Annotated in this window: 37 protein-coding genes; 4 read left to right on the top strand and 33 right to left on the bottom strand. The window is 54.8% G+C overall.

Annotated elements, in window-relative coordinates; all coding sequences use genetic code 11:
- Nucleotides 1-4: 4 nt before the first annotated feature.
- The 4 genes from H151_RS16620 to H151_RS0114550 are packed head-to-tail and all read right to left on the bottom strand — an operon-like array spanning nt 5 to nt 3,601.
- The gene (locus H151_RS16620) at nt 5-988 is read right to left on the bottom strand and encodes an RluA family pseudouridine synthase (RefSeq protein ID WP_019962398.1); all 984 of its coding nucleotides are present in this window, start codon (nt 986-988) and stop codon (nt 5-7) included.
- A complete protein-coding gene (gene crcB, locus H151_RS0114560; protein WP_019962397.1) occupies nt 985-1,371 on the bottom strand; it encodes a fluoride efflux transporter CrcB in 387 nt (128 codons plus the stop codon). The genes H151_RS16620 and crcB overlap by 4 nt, the downstream gene beginning before the upstream one ends.
- A 50-nt stretch (nt 1,372-1,421) precedes the next feature.
- A complete protein-coding gene (locus tag H151_RS16615; RefSeq protein WP_019962396.1) occupies nt 1,422-2,219 on the bottom strand; it encodes a polysaccharide deacetylase family protein in 798 nt (265 codons plus the stop codon).
- A 59-nt stretch (nt 2,220-2,278) separates the two neighbouring features.
- A complete protein-coding gene (locus H151_RS0114550; protein ID WP_019962395.1) occupies nt 2,279-3,601 on the bottom strand; it encodes a replication-associated recombination protein A in 1,323 nt (440 codons plus the stop codon).
- A gap of 91 nt (nt 3,602-3,692) precedes the next feature.
- On the opposite strand from H151_RS0114550, the gene H151_RS0114545 reads away from it, so the two are divergent.
- The 3 genes from H151_RS0114545 to H151_RS0114535 all read left to right on the top strand — a co-directional run bounded on the left by H151_RS0114545 (nt 3,693) and on the right by H151_RS0114535 (nt 5,188).
- On the top strand, nt 3,693-4,004 hold the full coding sequence (locus H151_RS0114545) for a cupin domain-containing protein (protein ID WP_019962394.1): 312 nt from the start codon (nt 3,693-3,695) through the stop codon (nt 4,002-4,004).
- 8 nt (nt 4,005-4,012) lie between these two features.
- A complete protein-coding gene (locus H151_RS0114540) occupies nt 4,013-4,435 on the top strand; it encodes a VOC family protein (protein ID WP_019962393.1) in 423 nt (140 codons plus the stop codon).
- 75 nt (nt 4,436-4,510) lie between these two features.
- The gene (locus tag H151_RS0114535; RefSeq protein WP_019962392.1) at nt 4,511-5,188 is read left to right on the top strand and encodes a DUF805 domain-containing protein; all 678 of its coding nucleotides are present in this window, start codon (nt 4,511-4,513) and stop codon (nt 5,186-5,188) included.
- 307 nt (nt 5,189-5,495) lie between these two features.
- On the opposite strand, the gene H151_RS0114530 is transcribed toward H151_RS0114535, so the two are convergent.
- Complete coding sequence (locus tag H151_RS0114530) at nt 5,496-6,902, bottom strand: DegQ family serine endoprotease (protein ID WP_019962391.1); 1,407 nt, start codon at nt 6,900-6,902, stop codon at nt 5,496-5,498.
- A 137-nt stretch (nt 6,903-7,039) separates the two neighbouring features.
- On the opposite strand from H151_RS0114530, the gene H151_RS0114525 reads away from it, so the two are divergent.
- Nucleotides 7,040-7,567, top strand: a complete 528-nt coding sequence (locus H151_RS0114525) for a YkvA family protein (RefSeq protein ID WP_019962390.1) — start codon at nt 7,040-7,042, stop codon at nt 7,565-7,567.
- Between the two features lie 111 nt (nt 7,568-7,678).
- Here H151_RS0114525 and rplQ read toward each other — a convergent pair whose 3' ends face one another.
- The 28 genes from rplQ to tuf all read right to left on the bottom strand — a co-directional run bounded on the left by rplQ (nt 7,679) and on the right by tuf (nt 22,884).
- Nucleotides 7,679-8,098 (bottom strand): 50S ribosomal protein L17, encoded by a 420-nt coding sequence (rplQ, locus tag H151_RS0114520; RefSeq protein WP_019962389.1) that lies wholly within the window; start codon nt 8,096-8,098, stop codon nt 7,679-7,681.
- A 47-nt stretch (nt 8,099-8,145) separates the two neighbouring features.
- Entirely contained in the window at nt 8,146-9,165 is a 1,020-nt protein-coding gene (locus H151_RS0114515) for a DNA-directed RNA polymerase subunit alpha (protein WP_019962388.1), read from the bottom strand.
- 70 nt (nt 9,166-9,235) lie between these two features.
- A complete protein-coding gene (rpsK, locus tag H151_RS0114510) occupies nt 9,236-9,625 on the bottom strand; it encodes a 30S ribosomal protein S11 (protein ID WP_019962387.1) in 390 nt (129 codons plus the stop codon).
- A 10-nt stretch (nt 9,626-9,635) separates the two neighbouring features.
- Nucleotides 9,636-10,004: a 30S ribosomal protein S13 gene (gene rpsM / locus H151_RS0114505; RefSeq protein WP_026354040.1), complete on the bottom strand. Its 369-nt coding sequence runs from the start codon at nt 10,002-10,004 to the stop codon at nt 9,636-9,638.
- Nucleotides 10,005-10,198: 194 nt separating this feature from the next.
- The gene (locus H151_RS0114500) at nt 10,199-10,765 is read right to left on the bottom strand and encodes an adenylate kinase (RefSeq protein ID WP_019962385.1); all 567 of its coding nucleotides are present in this window, start codon (nt 10,763-10,765) and stop codon (nt 10,199-10,201) included.
- A complete protein-coding gene (secY, locus tag H151_RS0114495; protein WP_019962384.1) occupies nt 10,762-12,111 on the bottom strand; it encodes a preprotein translocase subunit SecY in 1,350 nt (449 codons plus the stop codon). Before secY ends, H151_RS0114500 begins: the two co-directional genes overlap by 4 nt.
- 73 nt (nt 12,112-12,184) lie before the next feature.
- Nucleotides 12,185-12,658, bottom strand: a complete 474-nt coding sequence (gene rplO, locus H151_RS0114490) for a 50S ribosomal protein L15 (protein ID WP_019962383.1) — start codon at nt 12,656-12,658, stop codon at nt 12,185-12,187.
- 24 nt (nt 12,659-12,682) lie between these two features.
- Nucleotides 12,683-12,877 carry a 50S ribosomal protein L30 gene (gene rpmD, locus H151_RS0114485; RefSeq protein WP_019962382.1) on the bottom strand — a complete coding sequence of 65 codons (195 nt, stop codon included), beginning with the start codon at nt 12,875-12,877 and terminating at the stop codon, nt 12,683-12,685.
- A gap of 12 nt (nt 12,878-12,889) precedes the next feature.
- Nucleotides 12,890-13,471: a 30S ribosomal protein S5 gene (gene rpsE, locus H151_RS0114480; protein ID WP_019962381.1), complete on the bottom strand. Its 582-nt coding sequence runs from the start codon at nt 13,469-13,471 to the stop codon at nt 12,890-12,892.
- Nucleotides 13,472-13,482: 11 nt separating this feature from the next.
- Entirely contained in the window at nt 13,483-13,848 is a 366-nt protein-coding gene (rplR, locus tag H151_RS0114475; RefSeq protein ID WP_019962380.1) for a 50S ribosomal protein L18, read from the bottom strand.
- 11 nt (nt 13,849-13,859) lie between these two features.
- On the bottom strand, nt 13,860-14,393 hold the full coding sequence (gene rplF / locus H151_RS0114470; protein ID WP_019962379.1) for a 50S ribosomal protein L6: 534 nt from the start codon (nt 14,391-14,393) through the stop codon (nt 13,860-13,862).
- 11 nt (nt 14,394-14,404) lie between these two features.
- Nucleotides 14,405-14,803, bottom strand: coding sequence for a 30S ribosomal protein S8 (gene rpsH, locus H151_RS0114465; RefSeq protein WP_019962378.1), 399 nt, complete (start codon nt 14,801-14,803; stop codon nt 14,405-14,407).
- A gap of 14 nt (nt 14,804-14,817) precedes the next feature.
- A complete protein-coding gene (gene rpsN / locus H151_RS0114460; RefSeq protein WP_019962377.1) occupies nt 14,818-15,123 on the bottom strand; it encodes a 30S ribosomal protein S14 in 306 nt (101 codons plus the stop codon).
- 51 nt (nt 15,124-15,174) lie between these two features.
- Nucleotides 15,175-15,735: a 50S ribosomal protein L5 gene (rplE, locus tag H151_RS0114455; RefSeq protein WP_019962376.1), complete on the bottom strand. Its 561-nt coding sequence runs from the start codon at nt 15,733-15,735 to the stop codon at nt 15,175-15,177.
- On the bottom strand, nt 15,728-16,045 hold the full coding sequence (gene rplX, locus H151_RS0114450; protein WP_019962375.1) for a 50S ribosomal protein L24: 318 nt from the start codon (nt 16,043-16,045) through the stop codon (nt 15,728-15,730). Before rplX ends, rplE begins: the two co-directional genes overlap by 8 nt.
- Nucleotides 16,046-16,048: 3 nt before the next feature.
- The gene (gene rplN / locus H151_RS0114445) at nt 16,049-16,417 is read right to left on the bottom strand and encodes a 50S ribosomal protein L14 (protein ID WP_019962374.1); all 369 of its coding nucleotides are present in this window, start codon (nt 16,415-16,417) and stop codon (nt 16,049-16,051) included.
- Between the two features lie 39 nt (nt 16,418-16,456).
- Entirely contained in the window at nt 16,457-16,687 is a 231-nt protein-coding gene (gene rpsQ, locus H151_RS0114440; RefSeq protein WP_019962373.1) for a 30S ribosomal protein S17, read from the bottom strand.
- 2 nt (nt 16,688-16,689) lie between these two features.
- A complete protein-coding gene (gene rpmC / locus H151_RS0114435) occupies nt 16,690-16,893 on the bottom strand; it encodes a 50S ribosomal protein L29 (RefSeq protein WP_019962372.1) in 204 nt (67 codons plus the stop codon).
- 9 nt (nt 16,894-16,902) lie between these two features.
- Nucleotides 16,903-17,316, bottom strand: a complete 414-nt coding sequence (gene rplP / locus H151_RS0114430) for a 50S ribosomal protein L16 (RefSeq protein WP_019962371.1) — start codon at nt 17,314-17,316, stop codon at nt 16,903-16,905.
- Nucleotides 17,317-17,335: 19 nt separating this feature from the next.
- A complete protein-coding gene (rpsC, locus tag H151_RS0114425; protein WP_019962370.1) occupies nt 17,336-18,040 on the bottom strand; it encodes a 30S ribosomal protein S3 in 705 nt (234 codons plus the stop codon).
- Complete coding sequence (gene rplV, locus H151_RS0114420; RefSeq protein WP_019962369.1) at nt 18,040-18,420, bottom strand: 50S ribosomal protein L22; 381 nt, start codon at nt 18,418-18,420, stop codon at nt 18,040-18,042. The genes rpsC and rplV overlap by 1 nt, the downstream gene beginning before the upstream one ends.
- Before the next feature lie 3 nt (nt 18,421-18,423).
- Nucleotides 18,424-18,702 carry a 30S ribosomal protein S19 gene (rpsS, locus tag H151_RS0114415; protein ID WP_019962368.1) on the bottom strand — a complete coding sequence of 93 codons (279 nt, stop codon included), beginning with the start codon at nt 18,700-18,702 and terminating at the stop codon, nt 18,424-18,426.
- 13 nt (nt 18,703-18,715) lie between these two features.
- Nucleotides 18,716-19,552 carry a 50S ribosomal protein L2 gene (gene rplB, locus H151_RS0114410; protein WP_019962367.1) on the bottom strand — a complete coding sequence of 279 codons (837 nt, stop codon included), beginning with the start codon at nt 19,550-19,552 and terminating at the stop codon, nt 18,716-18,718.
- A gap of 23 nt (nt 19,553-19,575) precedes the next feature.
- Nucleotides 19,576-19,869, bottom strand: a complete 294-nt coding sequence (locus H151_RS0114405; protein WP_019962366.1) for a 50S ribosomal protein L23 — start codon at nt 19,867-19,869, stop codon at nt 19,576-19,578.
- Complete coding sequence (gene rplD / locus H151_RS0114400) at nt 19,869-20,504, bottom strand: 50S ribosomal protein L4 (RefSeq protein ID WP_019962365.1); 636 nt, start codon at nt 20,502-20,504, stop codon at nt 19,869-19,871. The genes H151_RS0114405 and rplD overlap by 1 nt, the downstream gene beginning before the upstream one ends.
- The gene (gene rplC / locus H151_RS0114395) at nt 20,501-21,292 is read right to left on the bottom strand and encodes a 50S ribosomal protein L3 (protein WP_019962364.1); all 792 of its coding nucleotides are present in this window, start codon (nt 21,290-21,292) and stop codon (nt 20,501-20,503) included. Before rplC ends, rplD begins: the two co-directional genes overlap by 4 nt.
- Before the next feature lie 5 nt (nt 21,293-21,297).
- Nucleotides 21,298-21,612 carry a 30S ribosomal protein S10 gene (gene rpsJ, locus H151_RS0114390; protein WP_019962363.1) on the bottom strand — a complete coding sequence of 105 codons (315 nt, stop codon included), beginning with the start codon at nt 21,610-21,612 and terminating at the stop codon, nt 21,298-21,300.
- Nucleotides 21,613-21,708: 96 nt separating this feature from the next.
- Nucleotides 21,709-22,884 (bottom strand): elongation factor Tu, encoded by a 1,176-nt coding sequence (gene tuf / locus H151_RS0114385; protein ID WP_019961578.1) that lies wholly within the window; start codon nt 22,882-22,884, stop codon nt 21,709-21,711.

Raw genomic sequence — 22,884 nt, 5'->3', positions numbered from 1 at the left:
CTCCTCAGGTCAGGGCCACTTCAACCAGGCTCAGATCATCACGCGGATTGAAACCGAAGCTATCAAAGGTTTTGGCCATGTGTTCAGGCAAGGGCGCCTCAATCACCAGATCGGGCTTACCCGAGCGCGGGATTTCCAGCTTGCGCGCATGAAGGTGCAGCTTTTTCGACAAGCCTCCGGGCTCTGGGATGTCACACAGATATTTGCCATCGCCCAGAATGGAATGCCCGGCCGCGGCCATATGCACGCGCAGCTGGTGCGTGCGCCCGGTTTCAGGGCGCAGCACGACCCAACTCGCGCGCCTGCCCGCCTCCCCCGCTACGGCATAGCGGGTGAGCGCGTATTGCGCGCCCTCATCGCCATGACTAGCGGCGACCATCAGCTCGCGATCACCCTGATCGGAGGAGGTTTTGCGCATAAAGCCTTTAATCTCTCCGGCTTTAGGCACAGGAACGCCCAGGCACACCGCCCAATAGGTCTTCTTCAGATCGCGGGTCTTAAAAAGCTTGGCCAGATATGCGGCAGATTTCACGGTTTTGGCCAAGACCAATAACCCAGAGGTATCTTTATCCAGACGGTGAACCAGCTTGGGCCGGCCCTGATTATCGGCAAAGGCATCGAGCAAGCCATCAATGTGGCGCGTCACCTTGCTGCCGCCCTGCACCGGCAGACCGGGCTTTTTATTCAGCACAATCATGTCGTCATCTTCATAGATGACCATATTGCGCATCATCATCACGTCGTCTTCGCTGATACCGGTGCGCGGGGCCACTTCGCCCGGTGCCGGCATCGGCGGCACGCGCAGGCTCTGGCCTGTTTCCAGCCGGGTATTGCCCTTCACCCGGCCGCCATCGACGCGGATCTGGCCCTTACGCAACAACTTTTCAATCATGCCATGGCTGACATGAGGATAATGACGCTTAAACCAGCGATCGACGCGGGTATCGGCCTCGTCCGGGCCAATAATGACGGTTTGCACACCGCTCATGGATGAAAGACCTTTCGCGCGATCATCAAACCTATGATGACCGCAAAAACACACACACTCAGCGTTAAGCCCGCATAGCCAAGGGCCGTAACCCAATGCTTGCGCTCTATCATCACCACCATATCCAGGCTGAAGGCCGACATGGTGGTAAACGCCCCTAAAAAGCCAACCCCGAAGGCAAAGCGCAGCTCGGTCGCATTGGGATGCCCCACACGGGCCAGCCAGCCCACCAACAGTCCCATCACCAGCGAGCCCAGAACATTGACCATAAAGGTGCCATAGGGCAGTTCCGGACCCAAAACGCGCATCGCGCTTTGATTGACCAAATGACGCGAAACCGCGCCCAAGGCTCCACCAGCCGCAATGATAAGAAGATGGTTCATTACCCTTGGACTAGGGCGATACGCCCTGTCTGGCAAGGGGGAATGGGTAGTTAATGGGTGTCAGGCGCGTGTGATTGAGGACTTACGCGCACACCCACGCTGGTATAGCCGCGCCGCGCCAGCTCGCTAAGCAGCTCATCCAGCTTCGAGGCGGTGCGAAAATGCGTGTCATGCATGATGACGATACCCGATCCACGCGCCTCGATATTGCGGAGAGCCCGGCGGTAAAACTCATCCGGGCTGATGGAACGCCAATCATCCGTACCCAGATCACAGCTGATGACGGCAATATCACGCTCGGCCAAAGTCTCACGCAGGGCGCGTGTATGATTGAGGCCGGGAAAGCGAAACATTGGCGCCAGCGCGTCTTCATAGCCAGAGCCCGCCAGCGCGCGGCGCGCGGCGGCAAAGCCGCGCTCAATCTCCAGCAAACCCTCTTCATCGCTCAACCGATGCAGCAGGCGATGGGTTTGGGTATGGGTTGCGATCGTGTGGCCATGGCGGGCAATCTCCACCACGATGTCGGGGTGGCGATCGACATAAAGCCCGACCAGAAAGAACACCGCCTTGACGCAATGCTTATCCAGTACCTCTAGCACCTGGCGGGTATAATCGGGGCTGGGACCATCATCGAAGGTCAAGACCAGCTCATGGGCGTTGAGATCAAAGCTGTGGGGATATTGCAAAGTACCATAGGCCCCGCCCCCCGTGGTATCGAGCGTGATCATGCGCGATGAGCCCAGGCGCGGGCCTTCACCGGGGCAGGATTGAGCCTGCGCGCCCGCGCTGATCATCGCCCAACACGCCGAGGCCAAAGCGAGCGCCAGTATGCGTGCAAAACCTGTCATGATGCTTAATCCCCCTAAGGGTGCAGCATACGCGCACGGCGTCATCGGGTCATCAAGATTTATGAAGGCCCGTCAGACTTTCGCCGGGCCGCACGGATGGTCCGCCAATGATCCAGACGCTCTTTAATCGGGGCTTCACGGCCCACGGGCTTGGGATCATAAAACTGGGGACGTTCTACAATCTCATCGGGAAAATAATCCTGACCGGAAAAAGCTCCCGGCTGGTCATGATCATATTCATAGCCCTTGCCATAGCCTTCGGACTTCATCAGCTTGGTCGGAGCGTTGAGAATATGCTTGGGCGGCATCAAAGACCCGGTTTGTTTCGCCATGCGCATCGCCGCCTTATAGGCGGTATAGACGCCATTGGATTTCGGCGCGCAGGCCATATGGACCACGGCCTGGGCGATGGCCAGCTCGCCTTCAGGACTGCCCAATACCTCATAGGTTTGACGCGCCGCCAGCGCAGCATGAATGGCCGTCGGATCGGCCAGGCCAATATCTTCATTGGCCATACGGATTAAACGGCGCGCCAGATAGAGCGGATCTTCCCCGCCCGCCAACATCCGACAAAACCAATACAGCGCCGCATCAGGATCTGAACCGCGGATGGATTTATGTAAGGCCGAGATCAGATTATAATGCTCCTCCCGATCCTTATCATAGACCGGCGCGCGTTTTTGCAAGACCTCCGCCAGGGCCTGACTATCCAGCGGCGCGTCAGGGGCCAGCGCCACCAGCTCCTCAACCAGATTGAGCAGATAGCGTCCATCGCCATCGGCCATGGCGATCAGGCCCAGGCGCGCCTCATCGCTCAGCGGCAAGCTCGTTTGCAATTCATCTTGCGCGCGCGCCAGCAAGGCCTCCATCGCGGCGCTATCCAGACGCTTCAAGACCAGAACCTGACAGCGCGAGAGCAGCGCGGCATTCAGCTCAAACGAGGGGTTTTCCGTCGTCGCCCCGATGAGGGTGATCACCCCCTCCTCGACCACGGGTAAAAAGCCATCCTGCTGGGCGCGATTAAAGCGGTGGATCTCATCCACAAAGAGAAGTGTGCCTTGGCCGGCCGCGCGGCGCGCGCGGGCACGCTCAAACACCTTCTTCATATCCGCCACACCGGAAAACACCGCCGAAATGGCATCAAATTCCAACCCCGCACCCTGGGCCAGCAAGCGCGCGATTGTGGTCTTGCCCACCCCCGGCGGGCCCCACAAAATGATCGAAGACAAGCGCCCCTGCCCCATCATGCGCCCAATCGGGCCTTTGGGACCCAGCACATGATCCTGGCCGACCACTTCGCTTAATTGGCGCGGGCGCAAGCGCTCCGCCAAGGGTTTGGGAAGTTCGGCGTCAAGGCCAGCCGCTTGAAAAAGATCGGACATTCGGGACACGCTTTACAGGAAAAGAGGAAATATGCTAGGCAAAGTCTTGAAATAAAACTCTAGATCGCAACTAGAACAAAAGGTGTATATCATGAAGTTGACCCAGACCCAAACCTTCACCTCAGATCGCGCCTGGGGCGCGCAAGAGATCGCCATGTTCGATGATGTCGCGGTGAAAGTCCATTGGACGGACCAGCCCTATCGTTGGCATCAGAATACCGGCCGCGAAGTTTTTATGGTCATTACCGGTGAAGTTGATATGCATTATAAGGACCAGGGCGAAGAAAAAATCATTACCCTTAAACCCGGTGATGCCCTGACCTTGGAAGAAGGTGAAGAACATGTCGCCCACCCAAAAGGAGCGGCCCGCATTTTAGTGATTGAACGCAAAGATAGTGAGTAGGATTGAGTATGAGCGCGCCATCATTACCCGGATTATCCCCTTATCTGTGTGTCAGACAGGCCAAAGCCGCCATCGCGTTTTATGAAAAAGCGTTCGGCGCTGAAGTCCTGGAGCTATACGACCATGAAGACATGGTGATGCATGCGACCTTGGCGCTCAATGGCTCCATCCTGATGCTTGCCGATGAATTTCCAGAGATGGAAACCCAGACCGGCAATATCGCCCCCGATAGCCTGGATGGGCGGACCACCACGACTTTAACCCTCAATGTGGACGATACGCAGGCCTGGTTTGATCGCGCTATTTCTGCCGGTGCCAGCGTTATTCGCGAACCCAAAGAAGAGTTTTTTGGTCTCCATGGTAAGCTACGCGATCCCTTTGGCCATGTGTGGTCGATTATGACCTTAAAACGCGAAAACCAGGCCCTTTAAAGCGATTTTAACCACGTTTTTTAACACGCCTGAAGGCTTCCTCATGCAACTTTTGCGATAAGAGGGAGAGAGGGCATGAATTTTTATTTTTCGCCAAACGGACGGGTGTCACTGGGTCAATACTGGCAGCGATTTCTGATCCCCTATTGGGCGATCAGCATCATTCTGGCCTATGTCGATATTCATGTTTTGGGAAAAGGCGTCTTCGTCCCCGGCCAGCCCATGATCCTCACAGGGCTTTTTGGCTTAATGGCCTTCTGGCCCAGTATCGCGGTCGTTGTTAAACGCTTCCACGATCACAACATGTCGGGCTGGATGATTATCCCGGCGGGACTATCCTTCTGGATCGGCGCGATCTGTCTCATCCTCGCGCTTGTCGGCTCCATCAAAGGGGCCCCGTCTGGCAATAGCGTCCTGGTCCTGTTCGGGATCGGGGCTATGCTGGTCTCCATGTGGCTGAATGGTTTGATTGCCTTCTTCCCGGGTAAGAAAGGGCCGAACAGCTTTGGCCATGATCCGCGCGACCCCACCTCAACGATGAACACCGACGCCTATGCCAATGCCTATGCCGCGATTGATCGCATGGCCGCAGCACAATACTCTTCACGCCCAGTGCAAGCTCAACCGACCTATGATAATCCCCATAGCGCAAACAGGAGCCCTGCTCCAACGCGTCGGCAAAATGAAAACGCGCGCGAGTTAACCCGCGCGCGTCAGCAATTTGGTCGTCGTCAGGTGCGTCCCGCTCCCTAGACGGTTCACTTAGCAGCGACTACCCATGCGAGTGCCGGTGTGACGCGGCGCGTTTTGACAATCTTGTGTGGGCTGAGACGTTGTCTCTTCATTCGCGGCCACGTCAGTGTCAGTGCCTGAAGTCGTTGCACACGCAGCCAAACCCATTATCGCCAGCGCACAAATACAAAATACCCGGATCATTGAATTCCCCTTTTTATTGTGTTTATTGTCACAGATCAAAGGTAATAAGAATTACGACCCCAGTAAAGCTTTGATTGCGTTCACCTTTTAGACCGAACAAATTTAAACCACATGGCGAGCGGCGCTACATTCGCAAAACCCTACGGAAGCGTTCACCGCGCCGTTCAATCTCAATCGGCCATTCCTTCTCGCCATCGAAGCGTTCGATAATGGCTTCTAAATCTTCAACCGAAGACACACGCTCGTCTTGGATCGCAATAATCAGGTCACCCGGTTGGAAGCCGAAATAGTCTGCGGCAGAGCGGCGTTGAATATCCACCACCATCACGCCTTCCATAAAGGCATCTATGCCATTGTCTTCATTGAAGGCGGGTGAAAGCTGAACGATTTGCGCCCCGGCGGCGGGATTACGCCCCTCTAGTCCCATACGATGACCATCGGCTTCGCCCGGTGCTGCCTTGGCGGCGACATGCAAGGTCCGCTCACGTCCATCGCGCAGCACCACAAGACGCGCATCATCGCCGATCGCACGGGTGGCAAATTGAAAGCGTACGCCATTCTCATCATTCACATCACGCCCATCAATGGAAATAAGGACATCACCCTCCTCCAGGCCCGCCTCATCGGCGGCACTGTCTGGATAAATGCTGGAGATGATCGCACCCACCGGGCGGTTAAGCCCCAAAGAATGCGCTAAATCATTCGTAACCGGTTGCAGCTTTGCGCCCAGCCAAGGCCGGACCAGCTCGCCGCCCTCCAAGGCCGCATCAACAATACGCGAGACCATTTCCACAGGGATCGCAAAGCCGATACCGTTTGACCCACCAGAGCGTGAGAAAATCGCGGTATTCACCCCAATCAGCCGACCTTTCATATCCACTAGCGCGCCGCCAGAATTACCTGGGTTTACCGCCGCATCGGTCTGGATGAAGAAGGCATAATCGGAAATGCCCACATCGGTGCGCGCCAGGGCTGAAACGATACCCGAGGTGACGGTTTGCCCAACGCCAAAGGGATTACCGATCGCCAGAACCAGATCGCCCACCTCAGCACTGCCCGGATGGGCATAGGCCAGGGTCTCCAAAGGCTCTTCCGCCTCGATCTTCAGAACGGCCAAATCAACCCGCTCATCGGCCAGCAGCAAAGTCGCCTCATATTCACGCCGGTCTGACAGCACAACGCGTAATTCCTGCGCCCCGGCGACGACGTGATTATTCGTCACGATGACACCGGTTGGGTCCACAATGACGCCTGAGCCCAAGGATTGGACCTCTTGCGGACGCGATTGCATCCGACCGCCAAAGAAGCGCTCAAAAAAAGGATCGCCCTGAAAAGGGGAGCGCCCAGCCACAACCCGGCGGGAATAGACATTCACCACCGCCGGTGAGGCTTTGGACACCACAGGCGAGAACGACAAGCTTATCTCTTGACGGTCTTCAGGAACCACACGGGCCAAAACGCCCTCTTGAGCCAGACTTGCGGGTAAAATCGCGCACGCCAAACCAACACTCAAAGCGATTGATCGAAACATTTTCACCATCTTTACGTTTATCAAAAGGGTGGGCTATTTCAGATGTAAGAAATTTTGCCCCGCCCGCAAATGAAAGAATGCTCATGTCGCACAGTTACGGTAATCTATCCGGGCTCATATGAGGGGGAAATGAACAGATGACGCAGGACAATCGACCACTTTTTAAGCCCAGCCAGGCGGCCAAAATTCAAGCCAAGATCGAAAAAGACACCAAACCCGTTTATCTGGAATATTATGATAACCCGGCTAAATTCCGCGACCGTGAACGCGCCGAGATTGAAGCCGAGCGCCGTATCGAAGCCGCAGCAGACATGGATGAAGCCGAGTTCGAGCAGAAGAAGGCTGAGGTTGAACAAGGCTTTTGGCACAAAGTGCGTAAAGTCGCGCGCAGCATCCCCTTCCTCGAAGATGTCGTGGCGGCCTATTATGCCATGATGGATGGCGATGTATCATTGCGCACCCGCGCGGCCCTGGCCTTAGGTCTTCTCTATTTTCTCTGGGTGATCGATCTTATCCCAGACTTCCTTGGCCCCTTGGGCTTTGTCGATGACGGCACTGTTATCGCGACCATCCTTGCAGCCATTGGCGGGGAAATCACCTCTGCCCACCGGGCCCAGGCCCGTAAGGCCCTTGGTCATGAAGACCTGTCCCAGGGTGAAGGCTAATCCCCTCATCGGGCCAGCGCCACAATCCGCCTAAGCGTCCAAAGAAGGCGCAAAGAAAAAACCCCGCCTCAAAGAGGCGGGGTTAAATCTGGATCGAAACAAGCGAAGATCTTAATCTTCTGAAGTTTCTTCTTGAGCCAAACGCTCACGGTCCACAGCGCCTTTGGCTGCAGGATCACGATCGACCAGCTCGATCACTGCGAGCGGGGCGTTATCGCCGTGGCGGAAGCCCGCTTTGAGAACGCGGGTGTAACCCCCATTACGCTCTTCATAGCGTGGTCCCAAGGTCGCGAACAATTTAGACACTTGGTCCTTGTCGCGGATTTTAGAGATGGCCTGACGGCGGGCATGCAGATCACCGCGTTTTGCCAAAGTGATCAGCTTATCCATGAAAGGCTTCAGCTCTTTTGCTTTAGGCAGTGTGGTGACGATTTGCTCATGCAGGATGAGCGAAGCCGCCATATTGGCCATCATCGCACGACGGTGTGAGGACGTGCGGTTCAGCTTGCGATGTGCGACGCCGTGGCGCATTGGAGTTCTCCTTGCAATCTAATCGGGGGCTGCTCGCGCAGGCCGTCTTAGATCTGATCTTCGTATTTCTTGGCCAAATCTTCGATGTTCTCTGGCGGCCAGTTTGGCGCGTCCATACCCAAATGGAGACCCATTTGCGCGAGAACTTCTTTGATCTCGTTAAGCGATTTACGACCGAAGTTTGGCGTACGAAGCATTTCGGCCTCGGACTTCTGGATCAAATCGCCGATGTAAACAATGTTGTCGTTCTTCAAGCAGTTTGCTGAACGTACAGACAATTCCAGTTCATCAACTTTCTTAAGCAGAGCTGGGTTGAAGTCCAGATCTGGCTTATCGTCTTCAGCGCTGCGCGCAGCCTGAGGCTCATCGAAGTTAACAAAGATCTGGAACTGATCTTGCAGAATGCGCGCCGCAAACGCGACAGCATCTTCTGGAGTCACCGCACCATTGGTTTCGATGTCCAAAATCAGCTTATCATAGTCAAGGACCTGACCTTCACGGGTGTTCTCAACGCGGTAAGCCACCCGTTTAACAGGGCTATACAACGCATCGACACCAATAAGACCGATCGGAGCGTCCTCAGGACGATTACGATCAGCAGGCACATAACCCTTACCGGTATTCACGGTCACGACCATGCGCACATCCGCGCCCTCATCAAGGGTACAGATCACATGGTCTTTATTGATAACTTCAACGTCAGCGACTTCTTCGATGTCGCCAGCGGTGACTTCACCGGGACCAGATTTTTTCAGAACCAGACGCTTTGGACCTTCCGCATGCATGCGAAGAGCCACCTGCTTCAGGTTCAAAATGATATCGGTCACATCCTCGCGTACGCCAGGAATAGAGGAAAACTCGTGAACGATACCGTCGATCTGAACAGCGGTAATCGCCGCACCTTGCAGCGAGGACAAGAGCACCCGGCGCAGCGCATTGCCCAAAGTCATACCAAAACCGCGCTCTAGCGGTTCTGCAATGATCTGAGCTTGGCTGGCGGGATCGAAGCCAGGCTGAACTTCCGGTTTCATAGGACGGATCAGTTCTTGCCAGTTTTTCTCGATCACGACACTTCCCCTTTAGCGGAAAGGCGTGCCCGTCAATCGGGCACGCATTATCATAAAATTCTAGCTCGGCTTAAACGCGACGGCGCTTAGGCGGACGACAGCCATTGTGTGGGATAGGTGTCACATCATGAATCGTCGTGATGGTGAAACCAATCGCCTGCAGCGCACGCAGCGCAGACTCGCGTCCAGACCCAGGGCCAGACACTTTAACCTCAAGGGTTTTCATGCCGTGCTCTTGAGCTTTACGTCCAGCATCTTCAGCCGCAACCTGAGCCGCATAAGGGGTCGATTTACGCGACCCTTTGAAGCCCATATGACCGGCAGATGACCAAGAAATCGCATTGCCTTGGGCATCCGCGATCGTGATCATGGTGTTGTTGAAGCTTGCATTCACGTGCGCTACGCCTGCGGTGATATTTTTCCGCTCGCGACGCTTAACACGGCCTTGTTCTTTTGCCATTGCTTAAGCCTTACTTCTTCTTGCCAGCGATGGGCTTAGCTGGACCCTTACGGGTACGCGCATTCGTGTGCGTACGCTGACCGCGCACAGGAAGACCCCGGCGGTGACGCAGACCACGATAGCAACCAAGATCCATCAGACGCTTGATGTTAACAGCCGTTGAACGACGAAGATCGCCCTCAACCGTGTAACCCGCATCGATGGTTTCGCGGATTTGTAAAATCTCGGCATCGCTGAGGTCGTGCACACGGCGCTCCTCAGCAATACCTACTTTTTCGCAGATTTCACGCGCCTTGGCCGGACCAATGCCGTGAATGTAGCGAAGCGCGATCAAAACGCGCTTATTCGTCGGAATATTGACGCCGGCGATACGGGCCACGACGCTCTCCTCAATCCAAAACGCAACAAGCGAAAAATCGAACCACACTCACCGAAACCGCTGGTCACCAGCGAAATTCGATGTGGCCCTATTTTTCGCGAAGGGCGCTACTTATATGCAGCGCGTCGGCTAGGTCAATAGCTCAATGCGCTGGAGTTTCAGTTGTGGGGTGTTTTTTAACACCTCACGGCGGGTTATTCGCGGTCTAAAACCTCAGAAATAGCCTCAGCGACGGATTCTACCGTGCCCATGCCATCTACATCTGCCAATTTGCCCTGACCTTCGTAGTAAGGAATCAGTGGCGCGGTTTGATTGGCGTAGGTTTCAAGACGCGTTTTAAAAGCCTCAACCGTATCATCGGCGCGGCCTTCTTCTTTCGCGCGCTTTTCCATACGTTGGACCAGCGCGTTTTCATCCACCACCAGGCGGACAACTCTGTCAATCTGTGCGCCCCGCGAGCGAAGCAGGTCATCTAGCGCTTCAGCCTGGGCCACAGTACGGGGGAAGCCATCAAAAATGGCGCCGCCCGCTTTTTCCGCTTCCTCCAAGCGTTCCAGGATCAAAGCGATAACAATCTCGTCAGAGACCAGATTTCCGCTGTCCATGATGTCAGCGACCTTCTGGCCTAAGGGTGTACCCGCTTGACGGGCTTCACGCAGCATGTCTCCGGTCGAAAGCTGAACCCAATTGCGCTCTTGTACCAAACGCTTGGCCTGGGTTCCCTTCCCTGCACCCGGCGGACCGAACAAAACAATGTTCATCGACGCCGTCCCCTCATTTTTGTTTTCTTGATCAGGCCCTCATACTGATGGGCCAACAGGTGGGATTGAATTTGTTGAACAGTATCCAAGGTGACCGAGACTACAATCAGAATGGACGTACCGCCAATATAAAATGGAATGGCTGAATAGGCGCGCAGCGCTTCAGGCAGTAAGCAGACAATGGTCAGATAGCCCGCGCCCAGAACCGTCAAACGGGTCAGCACATAATCAAGATACTCGGCCGTGCGCTTACCGGGGCGAATACCCGGCATGAAGCCGCCATGTTTCTTCAAATTGTCCGCCGTGTCTTCCGGATTGAAGACCACAGAGGTGTAGAAGAACGAGAAGAAGATGATCAAGAAAGCGTAAAAGCCTAAGAAAAGCGGTTGACCAGGGCCGAGAAGGGCCGCCACAGTGCGCAGCCATTCTGCGCCTGACTGGGCAGAGAAGCCCGCAATCGTGGACGGCAACAGCAGAAGTGAAGAGGCAAAGATCGCAGGGATCACACCGGCCGTATTCAGCTTCAACGGCAGGAAGCTCGATTCGCCCCCCATCATGCGATTGCCCATTTGGCGCTTAGGATACTGGATCAAAAGCCGACGCTGCGAGCGCTCCATAAAGACCACAAACAGCAAGACGCCAACGATCAGGGCAATCATGAAGATCAAAAGACCCGCAGGCATGGCCCCCGTGCGCCCCTGCTCCAAGGTTTGGATCAGCGCGCGCGGCAGTTCAGCAACAATACCCGCAAAGATGATCAAGGAGACCCCATTACCCACGCCGCGCGCGGTAATTTGCTCACCCAACCACAGAATAAACATTGTACCACCGACCAAAGTCACAACAGTCGTGATACGGAAGAACCAACCGGGATCAATCGCAATCGTCGCGCCAGTGGTCGGATCGGGATTTTCCATGCCAATCGCAATGGCAAAGGCCTGAACCGTGGCGAGCAGTACGGTGAGATAGCGAGAATATTGGTTAATTTGCTTACGCCCGGCTTCCCCGCCCTCTTTCTTCAAGCGCTCCATGCTCGGCACCACGGCCGTCATCAGCTGCATAATGATCGAGGCAGAAATGTAAGGCATAATACTGAGGGCGAAGATCGCCATACGCGCGACAGCGCCGCCTGACAACATGCTCACCATTCCCAAAATACCACTTTGCTGGTTTTGGAAGAACGATGCATAAGCATTGGTATCCACGCCCGGCATCGGGATATAGGTCCCGATCCGGTAGACGATCAGAACACCAATCGTGAACAGAATACGCTTTTGCAATTCCTTGGCTTGCGCGAAGGAACCAAAATTCATGTTTTGGGCAAGTTGTTCGGCGGCAGACGCCATGACGCAATCACTCTCTAACGGTATGCAGACTTAAAATAAGACGGTAAACAGCTCCCATATAGGGAGCTGTACCTTATTCCGCATCCGCTTTGGCAGGCAAGGTGACAGTGCCACCTGCTTTTTCGACCGCTGCAACAGCAGCTTTCGATGCCCCGGTTACTTCCAGAGCAACCTTGGCAGACAATTCACCGGTTGCAATCAGACGGATACCGTCTTTTTTGCGGCGCACCAGGCCCGCAGCAACCAGCGCGTCTTCAGTGACGCCATTGGCCGCGTCCAGCTTGCCAGCATCAATCGCGGCTTGCAGACGGGCCAGAGTGACTTCAGCGAAGGCCAAGCGGTTGGGCTTGTTAAAGCCACGCTTAGGCAGACGCATGTGAAGGGGCATTTGACCGCCTTCGAAGCCTTTGATCGCAACACCTGAGCGAGACTTTTGGCCTTTTACGCCGCGTCCGCCAGTTTTGCCTTTACCAGAGCCGATACCTCGGCCCACACGGTGACGTTTTTTGACCGCACCGTCATTATCGCTCAATTCATTGAGGCGCATTGGGATCTCCCTTAACGAGCGGCGTTAGCCGCGCTCCTCAACGATCTCAACCATGTGAGCCACTTTTGCGATCATGCCACGTACAGCTGGAGTATCCTCCAGCTCACGCTCACGACCGATGCGGCCTAGGCCAAGACCCTTAAGGGTCGCAAGTTGGTCTTTAGGACGACGAATAGGGCTGCCAGTTTGGCGAACCTTGACCGTTTTTGTGTCAGCCATGATTGCCTCTCCTTAGCCTTCAATCGCTTCAGGTGCGGACGCGCCATCATTGCGGCGCGCCACAATGTCACCCACTTTCAAACCGCGCTTCGCAGCAACAGTGCGTGGGCTCTTTTGACCTTTCAGCGCTTCAAACGTCGCACGGATCATGTTGTATGGGTTAGAAGACCCGGTTGATTTCGCAACCACATCTTGAACACCCAAAGATTCCAACACCGCACGCATAGGACCACCGGCGATAACCCCGGTCCCTGGAGGGGCAGCACGAAGGATCACCTTACCTGCACCCCAACGCCCATGAGCATCATGGTGAAGGGTACGCCCTTCACGCAGAGGCACACGCATCAAAGTCTTTTTCGCTTCTTCCGTAGCTTTACGGATCGCTTCAGGCACCTCACGGGCTTTACCTTGACCGAAGCCAACGCGTCCCTTTTGGTCCCCTACAACAGCCAGAGCAGCGAACTGGAAGTTCCGGCCACCCTTAACGGTCTTAGCTACGCGGTTGATGTGGACGAGCTTGTCGATAAACTCGTTATCGACTTCCTCTTCCTTACCGCGCTTGCGGTCGCGACCGCGGTCGTTTTCTCGAGCCATACGTCGCCCCTTTAGAAGTTAAGACCGCCTTCACGGGCGGCATCGGCGAGCGCTTTGATACGCCCATGGTAAATATAACCGCCGCGATCGAACACGACGTCTTTCAAGCCCTGCTCCAGCGCACGCTTTGCAACAAGCTCGCCAACGGCTTTCGCCAGATCAGCGGTAGCACCGGTGGGGTTATCGCCCAATACGTCTTTTTCAAGCGTAGAGGCGGCCGCCAAGGTCTTGCCGCTCAAATCGTCGATAATTTGAGCGTAGATGTGTTTTGAAGAACGGAAGACCGACAAGCGCGGGCGACCATTCGCAAGCTTCACCAACCGTGCGCGGTTGCGCTGTGCGCGGCGGCGTAGCTTTTCTTTTGATGTCAATGCCATCGCCTAAGCCCTTACTTCTTCTTACCTTCTTTACGACGGATATACTCACCGGCGTATTTAACACCTTTGCCTTTGTAAGGCTCTGGCGGACGATAGCGACGGATCACCGCGGCAACTTCACCAACAGCCTGTTTGTCCGCACCTTGAATGATGATCTCGGTGGGTTTAGGCGTTGTGATGGTGATGCCTTCAGGCGCAGCGAATTCGACATCATGGGAGAAACCCAGAGCCAATTTCAACGTATTGCCTTGCATTTGTGCGCGGTAACCGACGCCGACGAGTTCCAAGGTCTTGGTAAAGCCCGTGGTGACACCGGTCATCAGATTGGCAACGAGTGCGCGCTGCATACCCCACATTGCACGAGCCTTTTTGGTCTCGTCACGGGGGGTCACGGTGACCGCATTGTCCTCAATCTTGGCATCAACATCGCTGACGAAAGCCAGCGATAAAGTGCCCTTAGGACCTTTAACCGTCAAAGTGCCATCGGCCAATTTGGCGTCAACACCAGCGGGAACTTCAACAGGCAGTTTGCCGATACGAGACATGCCCTACTCCCTTAGCTGACGTGACAAAGAATTTCACCGCCAACATTGTTGGCGCGCGCCGCCGCGTCTGACATCACGCCGCGAGGCGTTGACAGGATCGCGATGCCCAGACCGTTCTGGACCAGCGGCAAATCTTTGACCTTGTGATACACACGGCGACCGGGTTTCGAGATCCGCTTGATCTCAGAAATCACAGGTTCACCTTCGAAATATTTCAGCTCAATGTCGAACTGGCGGAAGCCGCGCTCATCGTTGCTTTCCGTGAAGCCCCGAATATAGCCTTCTTCCAACAACACGTTCAACACGCGCTCGCGCAAGCGAGATGCTGGGGTGCTCACGCTCGAGCGATTACGCATCAGAGCGTTGCGGATACGGGTCAGCATATCACCGAGAGGATCGTTTACAGCCATGGATAGACCTCCTCTTACCAGCTAGACTTGACCATGCCAGGGATCAACCCGTGGCTGGCATAGTCGCGCAAGGCGATACGAGACATATTGAGTTTACGATAGAAACCCCGTGGGCGACCGCTGATCTCACAACGGTTGCGAATGCGCGTTGGTGCTGAATTGCGCGGCAAAGCGGCAAGCTTCAACTGAGCGGCAAAGCGCTCTTCAACGGGCTTTTCGGTATCTCTAGCAATCGCTTTCAACGCTTCACGCTTAGCCAAGTATTGCTTAGCCAGGCGTTGAACGCGGCGATTTCGCGCAACAGCGCTTTTTTTAGCCATTCATCCTACTCCTGCGGTGCAGACCCACCATGGGTCTACTTTCCTGCTGCGTCAGTTCGAGAACGGAAAATCGAACTCAGCCAGCAGGGCCTTCGCTTCTTCATTGGTCTGGGCCGTGGTGCAGACGATGATGTCCATACCGCGAACCTTCTCAACTTTATCATAATCGATCTCTGGGAACACGATATGCTCTTTCAAACCCATCGCATAATTCCCACGACCATCGAAGCTCTTACCATTTAATCCACGAAAGTCACGCAGTCGTGGCAGAGCAATCGTCACAAGACGGTCAAGAAATTCATACATACGGTCTTTACGAAGCGTTACTTTCGCCCCGATGATCTGACCTTCGCGCAGTTTGAAGCCTGCGATGGACTTCTTTGCTGCCGTTGCGACAGGTTTTTGACCGGCAATAACTTCCAGGTCCGCCAAAGCGCCACGGATCTTTTTAGAATCCTGTGCCGCCTCACCTACACCCATGTTGATCACGACTTTATCCAAGCGCGGGATCATCATTTCGTTGGCGTAGTTGAATTTCTCTTGCATACGCGCACGAATTTCTTCGCGGTAGCGCGTCTTCAAGCGAGGTTGGTAGTGTTCAGTATCAGCCATCGATGACCTCACCGGATTTCTTAGCAAAGCGAACTTTGCGGCCGTCATCCAAGGTTTTGAAGCCAACGCGCGTCGCTTCACCGGACTTTGGATCAACCAAAGCCACGTTTGAAACGTGGATCGCAGCTTCTTTTTCTTCAATACCCCCCGCATTGAACTGGGTGGGTTTCTGGTGGCGTTTAACAATGTTCACGCCAGAGACAACCACACGGTTCTCAGCCGGGATAACTTTTACAACTTCACCGGTCTTGCCCTTATCACGGCCGACCAGCACGGTGACCTTGTCACCCTTCTTGATCTTTGCAGCCATGACTTACAAAACCTCCGGAGCCAAAGACACGATCTTCATGTGTGAGGCTGCGCGCAGCTCACGTGGCACGGGGCCAAAGATACGGGTGCCAATCGGCTCATTGTTGTTGTTGACCAGAACGGCCGCATTGGTGTCGAAGCGGATCACGCTGCCATCACGGCGGCGGATGTTGCTGGCTGTGCGAACGACAACAGCGCGGCGAACATCACCCTTCTTCACCCGACCTTTCGGGCTGGCTTCTTTAACAGAGACGACGATGATGTCGCCCACATTGGCGTAGCGACGCTTCGCCCCGCCAAGAACCTTGATGCATTGAACGCGGCGGGCCCCAGAGTTGTCAGCCACGTCCAGATTAGTTTGCATCTGGATCATTGTGATCCTCCGTAAAATACGGAAAGCGTTAGACTATGATTAGTCAGTAACGACTTCCCACCGCTTCAATTTGGATTTCGGTGCACATTCACGAATGTTCACACGATCACCCAGCTTAACAGATCCCGCCTCATCATGGGCGTGATACTTCTTTGACCGACGTACGGTTTTGCGAAGCAAGGGGTGCAGGAAGGTCCGCTCGACCTTGACTACAACGGTTTTCTCTTGCTTGTCGCTCACCACGACGCCTTGCAGGATACGCTTCGGCATCGTTAGCTCCCTTGACTTTGCAGCACGCGTTGGCGCTGAACCGTTTTTACCCGTGCAATCGCACGGCGAACGGCGTGAAAACGCGCGGTGTTCTCAAGCTGGCCAGTGGCCTGCTGGAACCGCAGGTTAAATTGTTCTTTTTTCAGCTTCAGGAGCTCTTCCAAAAGCTGGTCATCGCTTAGTGCGCGAACCTCATCGACTTTCATCAGATGCTCCTATTCACCGATACGGGCGACAACTTTGGTCTTGATCGGCAGTTTGGCTGCGCCCAGACGCAACGCTTCATGCGCTACTTCTGGGGACACGCCGTCGATCTCGAACATGATGCGACCCGGCTTAACTTTAGCTACCCAATATTCGGGTGAACCCTTACCTTTACCCATCCGGACCTCGGTCGGCTTTTTCGACACGGGAAGGTCTGGGAAGATACGGATCCACACGCGCCCTGCCCGTTTCATATGACGGGTAATGGCACGACGGGTCGCTTCGATTTGACGAGCGGTTACCCGCTCTGGTTCCAGCGCCTTCAGACCAAAAGACCCGAAGTTCAAGCTGTAACCCCCTTTGGCGTTTCCGTGAATCCGGCCCTTATGAGCCTTGCGGAATTTGGTGCGCTTCGGCTGAAGCATATCCTTCTCCTATCAGCTCTTAGGCAGCTTGACGGCCCGAACGGGACCGTTGCTCACCGGTTTCTTGCATGCGACGCTCTTGGGCGTGAGGATCGTGCTCGAGGATCTCACCTTTGTAGATCCAGACTTTGATCCCGATAATGCCCATAGCGGTCAACGCTTCGGCGACACCGTAATCGATGTCGGCGCGCAGCGTGTGCAGCGGTACAGAGCCTTCGCTGTATTTTTCAGAGCGTGCAATTTCCGCACCGCCCAGACGACCACCACAGATGATCTTACAGCCAAGCGCACCCATGCGCATCGCAGATTGCATCGCGCGCTTCATCGCACGGCGGAAAGCCACACGACGCTCGAGCTGTTGAGCGATTGATTCAGCGACCAAATTCGCATCAACTTCAGGCTTGCGCACTTCAACCAGGTTCAAGAAAACCTCGCCGTCGACGAATTTCGTCAACTTGCGACGCAGCTTCTCGATGTCAGCGCCCTTCTTACCGATCACAACGCCTGGACGGGCGGTGTGGATCGTCACGCGACATTTTTTGTGCGGACGTTCGATAATGATACGCGACACAGACGCGTTCTTGAGCTCTTTTTTCAAATACTCGCGAACGCGCAGATCTTCATGGAGAAGCTTTGCGTATTCAGAGCCTTGAGCATACCAGCGCGATTCCCAGGTCCGGTTGATACCGACGCGGATACCGATTGGATTAATCTTCTGACCCATTATGCGGCCTCCTCGACTTCGCGTACCACAATGGTAAGCTCAGAGAACGGCTTCAAGATCTTGGCCCCACGGCCCCGTGCGCGGGCACGGAAACGCTTCATGACCAAATTCTTGCCGACATAGGCCTCAGATACGACCAAGCTGTCGATATCCAGACCATGATTGTTCTCAGCATTGGCGATCGCAGATTCCAGAACTTTCTTGACGTCTTTCGCAATACGCTTGCGAGAGAAGGTCAGATCGTTCAGGGCGCGCTCTACCTTTTTGCCACGAATGAGTGCAGCGACGAGGTTGAGCTTTTGTGGGCTGATGCGGATCATCCGCAATTTAGCCCGCGCCTCATTATCCGCGACGCGGCGGGGGTTTTTCGCCTGACCCATCGCTTACTTCCTCTTCGCCTTTTTATCGGCACCGTGGCCATAATAGGTGCGGCTCGGTGCAAATTCACCCAGCTTGTGGCCTACCATGTCTTCAGACACGACAACCGGAACAAATTTATTGCCATTGTGAACCTGGAAGGTCAGACCCACAAATTGCGGCATGATCGTTGAACGACGAGACCAGGTTTTGATCGCTGGTTTCTTCGGGTTGTTCAACGCCGCATCGGCTTTCTTCAGGAGGTATCCGTCGACGAACGGACCTTTCCAGACAGAACGGGGCATTCAGCGCGCTCCCTTAGCGTTTCTTGCGCTCGTGGCGCGAGCGAATGATGAATTTATCAGTAGCTTTATTGCTACGGGTTTTACGCCCTTTGGTTGGCTTACCCCAAGGTGTCACAGGGTGACGACCCCCAGAGGTCCGGCCTTCACCACCACCATGCGGGTGATCAACCGGGTTCATAGCCACACCGCGAACGGATGGACGCTTGCCCAACAAACGGTTACGACCAGCTTTACCCAGATTGATGTTCATGTGGTCTTGGTTAGAGACCGCACCAATCGTGGCCAAGCATGTGTCGTGGATCATACGCAACTCACCCGACATCAGGCGAACCTGCGCATAACCGGTGTCACGACCGACCAATTGAGCGTAAGCCCCTGCAGAACGTGCAATCTGACCACCCTTGCCTGGCTTCATCTCCACATTGTGGATGATGGTACCAACAGGGATGTTTTTCAGAGGCATCGTATTGCCTGGCTTGATCTCCGCGCGATCTGCAGAGATGACCGTGTCACCTGCTGCCAGACGCTGAGGAGCCAAGATATAGGCCAACTCGCCATCTTCGTATTTGACAAGCGCAATGAATGCGGTCCGGTTTGGATCGTATTCTAAACGCTCGACTACACCTGGAACGTCGAACTTACGGCGCTTGAAGTCCACCACACGATACAGACGTTTCGCCCCACCACCACGACGGCGTGAAGTGATACGACCGGTATTGTTGCGGCCGCCTGATTTATGCAAACCCTCTACGAGGGTTTTCTCAGGACGACCGGCATGCAAATCGCTGCGGTCGACGAGCACCAGAGCCCGGCGGCCTGGAGAAGTCGGCTTGAATGTCTTAAGCGCCATTTCTCTTCCTTTCCGCCAGCCTGTTAAAGGCCAGTGCTTACGTCAATGGAGTGGCCTTCTTCTAAGGTCACAACCGCTTTTTTCACGTCATTACGGCGTCCTTCGATGCCGCGGAAACGCTTTACCTTGCCTTTGGTGCGAAGGGTGTTCACAGCCTTAACTTTGACTTTGAACAGCTCTTCAACAGCTTCGGCGATGTCTTTTTTGTTCGCATCCAGGCGCACTTTGAAGACAACTTTGTTCTCTTCAGAGAGCAGAGTTGATTTCTCGGTGATCACAGGCGCCAAGATGGTGTCATAGTGACGAGCAGCCGGCATTACGCAGCCTCCTCTGGGTTAAAGCGCGCATTGATTTTCTCAACGGCAGCTTTCGTCAGAACCAGAGTGTCACGACGAAGAACGTCATACACATTCAAGCCCTGCGCAGGCAGAACGTCGATCGAACCCACATTCGCAGCCGCTTTCGCAAAGTTCTCGTTGACGCTTTCGCCATCGATCACCAACGCGTTAGACACACCCAGCTTGCCAAGCTTTTCCAGAAGGGCCTTGGTTTTAGGCGCGTCCAGATTAGCATCTTCCAGGATGATCAGGTTTGAGGCCGCTTTAGATGACAAAGCGTGCTTCAAAGCCAAAGCGCGTACTTTCTTGGGCAGCTCGGTTGCATGAGAGCGAACACGAGGACCATGCGCTACGCCACCACCAACGAAGATCGGTGCACGACGAGAGCCGTGACGGGCACCGCCGCCGCCTTTTTGGCGACCGAATTTCTTAGAGGTGCGAGCAATCTCACCGCGCTCTTTGGTTTTGTGGGTGCCAGCCTGACGGCGAGACAATTGCCACTTAACCGCGCGCTGCAGAAGGTCAGACCGGATCTCTTCGATACCGAAGATGGCATCATTGAGCTCCAGATCGCCTGCTTTACCAGCATCAAGGGTCGTTACAGAGATTTTCATGTCGTAGACCCTTCTTCTTGTGCTTCAGGAGCCTCAACAGCAGCCTCTTGAGGCGCTGCAACGTCAGCTTCTGCAACAGGTTCAGCGTTCAGATCGGCAAAGCTGACGAATTTGCCTGGGAAAGGCAGTTCATCACACTTTGGACCTTTAACCGCATCGCGCAGTTCAACCCAGCCGTCTTTCGAACCTGGAACCGCGCCGCGCACCATGATCAGGCCGCGTTCAGCGTCGATACGAACGACTTCAAGGTTTTGTACGCTTACACGTTCAGCACCCAAATGACCGGCCATCTTCTTACCTTTGAAGACTTTGCCCGGATCTTGACACTGACCGGTAGAACCATGGGAACGGTGAGAGATCGATACGCCGTGAGACGCACGCAAGCCCCCGAAATTCCAACGCTTCATACCACCGGCAAAGCCTTTACCGACTGAGATACCAGCCGCATCGACTTTCTGACCCACCACAAAGTGGTCAGCGGTGATTTGAGCCCCAGCTTCGATGAGGTTCTCTTCAGCCACACGAAATTCAATCACTTTGCGCTTCGGCTCCACACTTGCTTTCGCAAAGTGGCCCCGCATAGCCTTTGAAGTCCGTTTAACTTTAGCTTTGCCTGCGCCTAACTGAAGGGCGACATAGCCATCGGTATCGGTCGTGCGCTGAGCGACCACCTGTACGTTGTCCAAAAGGAGAACGGTAACAGGAATGTGGGCACCGTCATCACCGAAGACACGGGTCATACCCATCTTCTTCGCGATAACGCCCGTGCGCAGATTTGCCTGAGCCATGAGCCTTACGCCCCTAGTTTAATCTCGACGTCCACACCAGCAGACAGGTCAAGCTTCATCAAAGCATCAACTGTTTGTGGGGTGGGATCGACAATATCAAGAACCCGCTTATGAGTGCGGATTTCAAACTGTTCGCGTGACTTTTTGTCAACGTGTGGGCCACGCAGAACGGTAAATTTTTCAGTACGAGTCGGCAGCGGGATCGGCCCGCGAACGTTCGCACCGGTGCGCTTCGCCGTCGAAACGATCTCACGCGTGGAATTATCCAAAACGCGGTGGTCGAACGCCTTGAGGCGGATGCGGATGTTTTGTCTCTCCATCGGTCCGGTCCCGTTTCCTTATGTATAAACGCCTTGTGGGCGGTGCGACGTTTGACGGGCGCACCGCCCCAAGCTCGTAATGTGTTATCCTAGAGCCTACTCGATGATTTTCGAGACGACGCCAGCGCCTACGGTACGACCACCTTCGCGGATCGCGAAGCGCAGTTTTTCTTCCATAGCGATGGGTTGGATCAGCTCAACGTTTACTTCCACGTTATCGCCTGGCATCACCATTTCGGTGCCTTCCTTCAACGTCACGATACCGGTGACGTCGGTGGTACGGAAGTAGAATTGCGGGCGATAGTTATTGAAGAATGGGGTGTGACGACCGCCTTCTTCTTTGGTCAGAATGTAGGCCTCGGCCTCAAACTTCGCGTGTGGCTTGATAGAACCGGGCTTGGCCAGAACCTGACCACGCTCAACGCCTTCACGGTCAACACCGCGCAGAAGTGCGCCAACATTGTCGCCCGCTTGACCTTGGTCAAGAAGCTTGCGGAACATTTCAACACCGGTACAGGTTGATTTCGTCGTTGGGCGGATACCCACGATTTCAACTTCGTCACCGACCTTCAAGATACCGCGCTCAATACGGCCCGTTACAACCGTACCACGACCAGAGATCGAGAACACGTCCTCGATCGGCATCAAGAAGGCTTGGTCGATCGGACGCTCTGGGGTTGGGATATATTCATCCACAGCCGCCATCAGCTCACGGATCTTGTCTTCACCGATATTCGCGTCACGGCCCTCAAGTGCGGCCAGAGCAGAACCAGAAACGATTGGAATATCGTCGCCTGGGAAATCGTAAGACGAAAGCAGCTCGCGCACTTCCATCTCAACCAATTCCAACAATTCTTCGTCGTCAACCTGGTCAACTTTGTTCAAGAACACAACCAGCGCAGGAACACCAACCTGACGGGCAAGCAGGATGTGCTCACGGGTCTGTGGCATAGGGCCATCCGCCGCGTTCACAACCAGGATACCGCCGTCCATCTGCGCCGCACCGGTGATCATGTTCTTAACATAGTCAGCGTGACCGGGGCAGTCCACGTGCGCATAGTGACGGTTTTCCGTCTCATACTCAACGTGAGCCGTAGAAATCGTGATACCGCGTGCCTTCTCTTCCGGCGCGCCGTCAATCTGATCATAGGCGCGGAATTCACCAAAATACTTGGTGATCGCAGCCGTCAACGTCGTCTTACCGTGGTCAACGTGACCAACTGTACCAATGTTGACGTGCGGTTTGTTACGTTCAAACTTTTCCTTGGCCAT

The organism is Woodsholea maritima DSM 17123, assembly GCF_000382325.1.
GTDB lineage: Bacteria > Pseudomonadota > Alphaproteobacteria > Caulobacterales > Maricaulaceae > Woodsholea > Woodsholea maritima.
The sequence above is the reverse complement of the archived record's forward strand: the minus strand, read 5'-3'. Positions and strand labels throughout refer to the sequence as shown.

Coding starts and splice junctions, on each gene's coding strand:
- rplC (WP_019962364.1), bottom strand. CDS start 21,292: ATGGCTCAGGCAAATCTGCGCACGGGCGTTATCGCGAAGAAGATGGGT.
- rpsK (WP_019962387.1), bottom strand. CDS start 9,625: ATGGCAAAAGAACAAGGCCGTGTTAAGCGTCGCGAGCGGAAAAATATC.
- rpsC (WP_019962370.1), bottom strand. CDS start 18,040: ATGGGTCAGAAGATTAATCCAATCGGTATCCGCGTCGGTATCAACCGG.
- H151_RS0114405 (WP_019962366.1), bottom strand. CDS start 19,869: ATGCCGGCTGCTCGTCACTATGACACCATCTTGGCGCCTGTGATCACC.
- rplN (WP_019962374.1), bottom strand. CDS start 16,417: ATGATCCAGATGCAAACTAATCTGGACGTGGCTGACAACTCTGGGGCC.
- crcB (WP_019962397.1), bottom strand. CDS start 1,371: ATGAACCATCTTCTTATCATTGCGGCTGGTGGAGCCTTGGGCGCGGTT.
- rplV (WP_019962369.1), bottom strand. CDS start 18,420: ATGGGTCAGGCGAAAAACCCCCGCCGCGTCGCGGATAATGAGGCGCGG.
- rpsS (WP_019962368.1), bottom strand. CDS start 18,702: ATGCCCCGTTCTGTCTGGAAAGGTCCGTTCGTCGACGGATACCTCCTG.
- rplO (WP_019962383.1), bottom strand. CDS start 12,658: ATGCGCCTCAATGAATTGAGCGATAATGACGGTGCGGTCAAAAAACGT.
- rpsN (WP_019962377.1), bottom strand. CDS start 15,123: ATGGCTAAAAAAAGCGCTGTTGCGCGAAATCGCCGCGTTCAACGCCTG.
- secY (WP_019962384.1), bottom strand. CDS start 12,111: ATGGCGTCTGCCGCCGAACAACTTGCCCAAAACATGAATTTTGGTTCC.
- rpsE (WP_019962381.1), bottom strand. CDS start 13,471: ATGGCTCGAGAAAACGACCGCGGTCGCGACCGCAAGCGCGGTAAGGAA.
- rplR (WP_019962380.1), bottom strand. CDS start 13,848: ATGGCATTGACATCAAAAGAAAAGCTACGCCGCCGCGCACAGCGCAAC.
- rplQ (WP_019962389.1), bottom strand. CDS start 8,098: ATGCGCCACGGCGTCGCACATCGCAAGCTGAACCGCACGTCCTCACAC.
- rplP (WP_019962371.1), bottom strand. CDS start 17,316: ATGCTTCAGCCGAAGCGCACCAAATTCCGCAAGGCTCATAAGGGCCGG.
- H151_RS0114535 (WP_019962392.1), top strand. CDS start 4,511: ATGAATTTTTATTTTTCGCCAAACGGACGGGTGTCACTGGGTCAATAC.
- H151_RS16615 (WP_019962396.1), bottom strand. CDS start 2,219: ATGACAGGTTTTGCACGCATACTGGCGCTCGCTTTGGCCTCGGCGTGT.
- H151_RS0114545 (WP_019962394.1), top strand. CDS start 3,693: ATGAAGTTGACCCAGACCCAAACCTTCACCTCAGATCGCGCCTGGGGC.
- rpsH (WP_019962378.1), bottom strand. CDS start 14,803: ATGGCTGTAAACGATCCTCTCGGTGATATGCTGACCCGTATCCGCAAC.
- rpsQ (WP_019962373.1), bottom strand. CDS start 16,687: ATGCCGAAGCGTATCCTGCAAGGCGTCGTGGTGAGCGACAAGCAAGAG.
- rplF (WP_019962379.1), bottom strand. CDS start 14,393: ATGTCTCGTATCGGCAAACTGCCTGTTGAAGTTCCCGCTGGTGTTGAC.
- H151_RS0114530 (WP_019962391.1), bottom strand. CDS start 6,902: ATGTTTCGATCAATCGCTTTGAGTGTTGGTTTGGCGTGCGCGATTTTA.
- rpsJ (WP_019962363.1), bottom strand. CDS start 21,612: ATGGAGAGACAAAACATCCGCATCCGCCTCAAGGCGTTCGACCACCGC.
- rpmC (WP_019962372.1), bottom strand. CDS start 16,893: ATGAAAGTCGATGAGGTTCGCGCACTAAGCGATGACCAGCTTTTGGAA.
- H151_RS0114550 (WP_019962395.1), bottom strand. CDS start 3,601: ATGTCCGATCTTTTTCAAGCGGCTGGCCTTGACGCCGAACTTCCCAAA.
- rplB (WP_019962367.1), bottom strand. CDS start 19,552: ATGGCGCTTAAGACATTCAAGCCGACTTCTCCAGGCCGCCGGGCTCTG.
- H151_RS16620 (WP_019962398.1), bottom strand. CDS start 988: ATGAGCGGTGTGCAAACCGTCATTATTGGCCCGGACGAGGCCGATACC.
- H151_RS0114540 (WP_019962393.1), top strand. CDS start 4,013: ATGAGCGCGCCATCATTACCCGGATTATCCCCTTATCTGTGTGTCAGA.
- rpmD (WP_019962382.1), bottom strand. CDS start 12,877: ATGGCTGACACAAAAACGGTCAAGGTTCGCCAAACTGGCAGCCCTATT.
- rplD (WP_019962365.1), bottom strand. CDS start 20,504: ATGAAAATCTCTGTAACGACCCTTGATGCTGGTAAAGCAGGCGATCTG.
- H151_RS0114525 (WP_019962390.1), top strand. CDS start 7,040: ATGACGCAGGACAATCGACCACTTTTTAAGCCCAGCCAGGCGGCCAAA.
- rplX (WP_019962375.1), bottom strand. CDS start 16,045: ATGGCTGCAAAGATCAAGAAGGGTGACAAGGTCACCGTGCTGGTCGGC.
- tuf (WP_019961578.1), bottom strand. CDS start 22,884: ATGGCCAAGGAAAAGTTTGAACGTAACAAACCGCACGTCAACATTGGT.
- H151_RS0114500 (WP_019962385.1), bottom strand. CDS start 10,765: ATGAACATTGTTTTGTTCGGTCCGCCGGGTGCAGGGAAGGGAACCCAG.
- rplE (WP_019962376.1), bottom strand. CDS start 15,735: ATGGCTGATACTGAACACTACCAACCTCGCTTGAAGACGCGCTACCGC.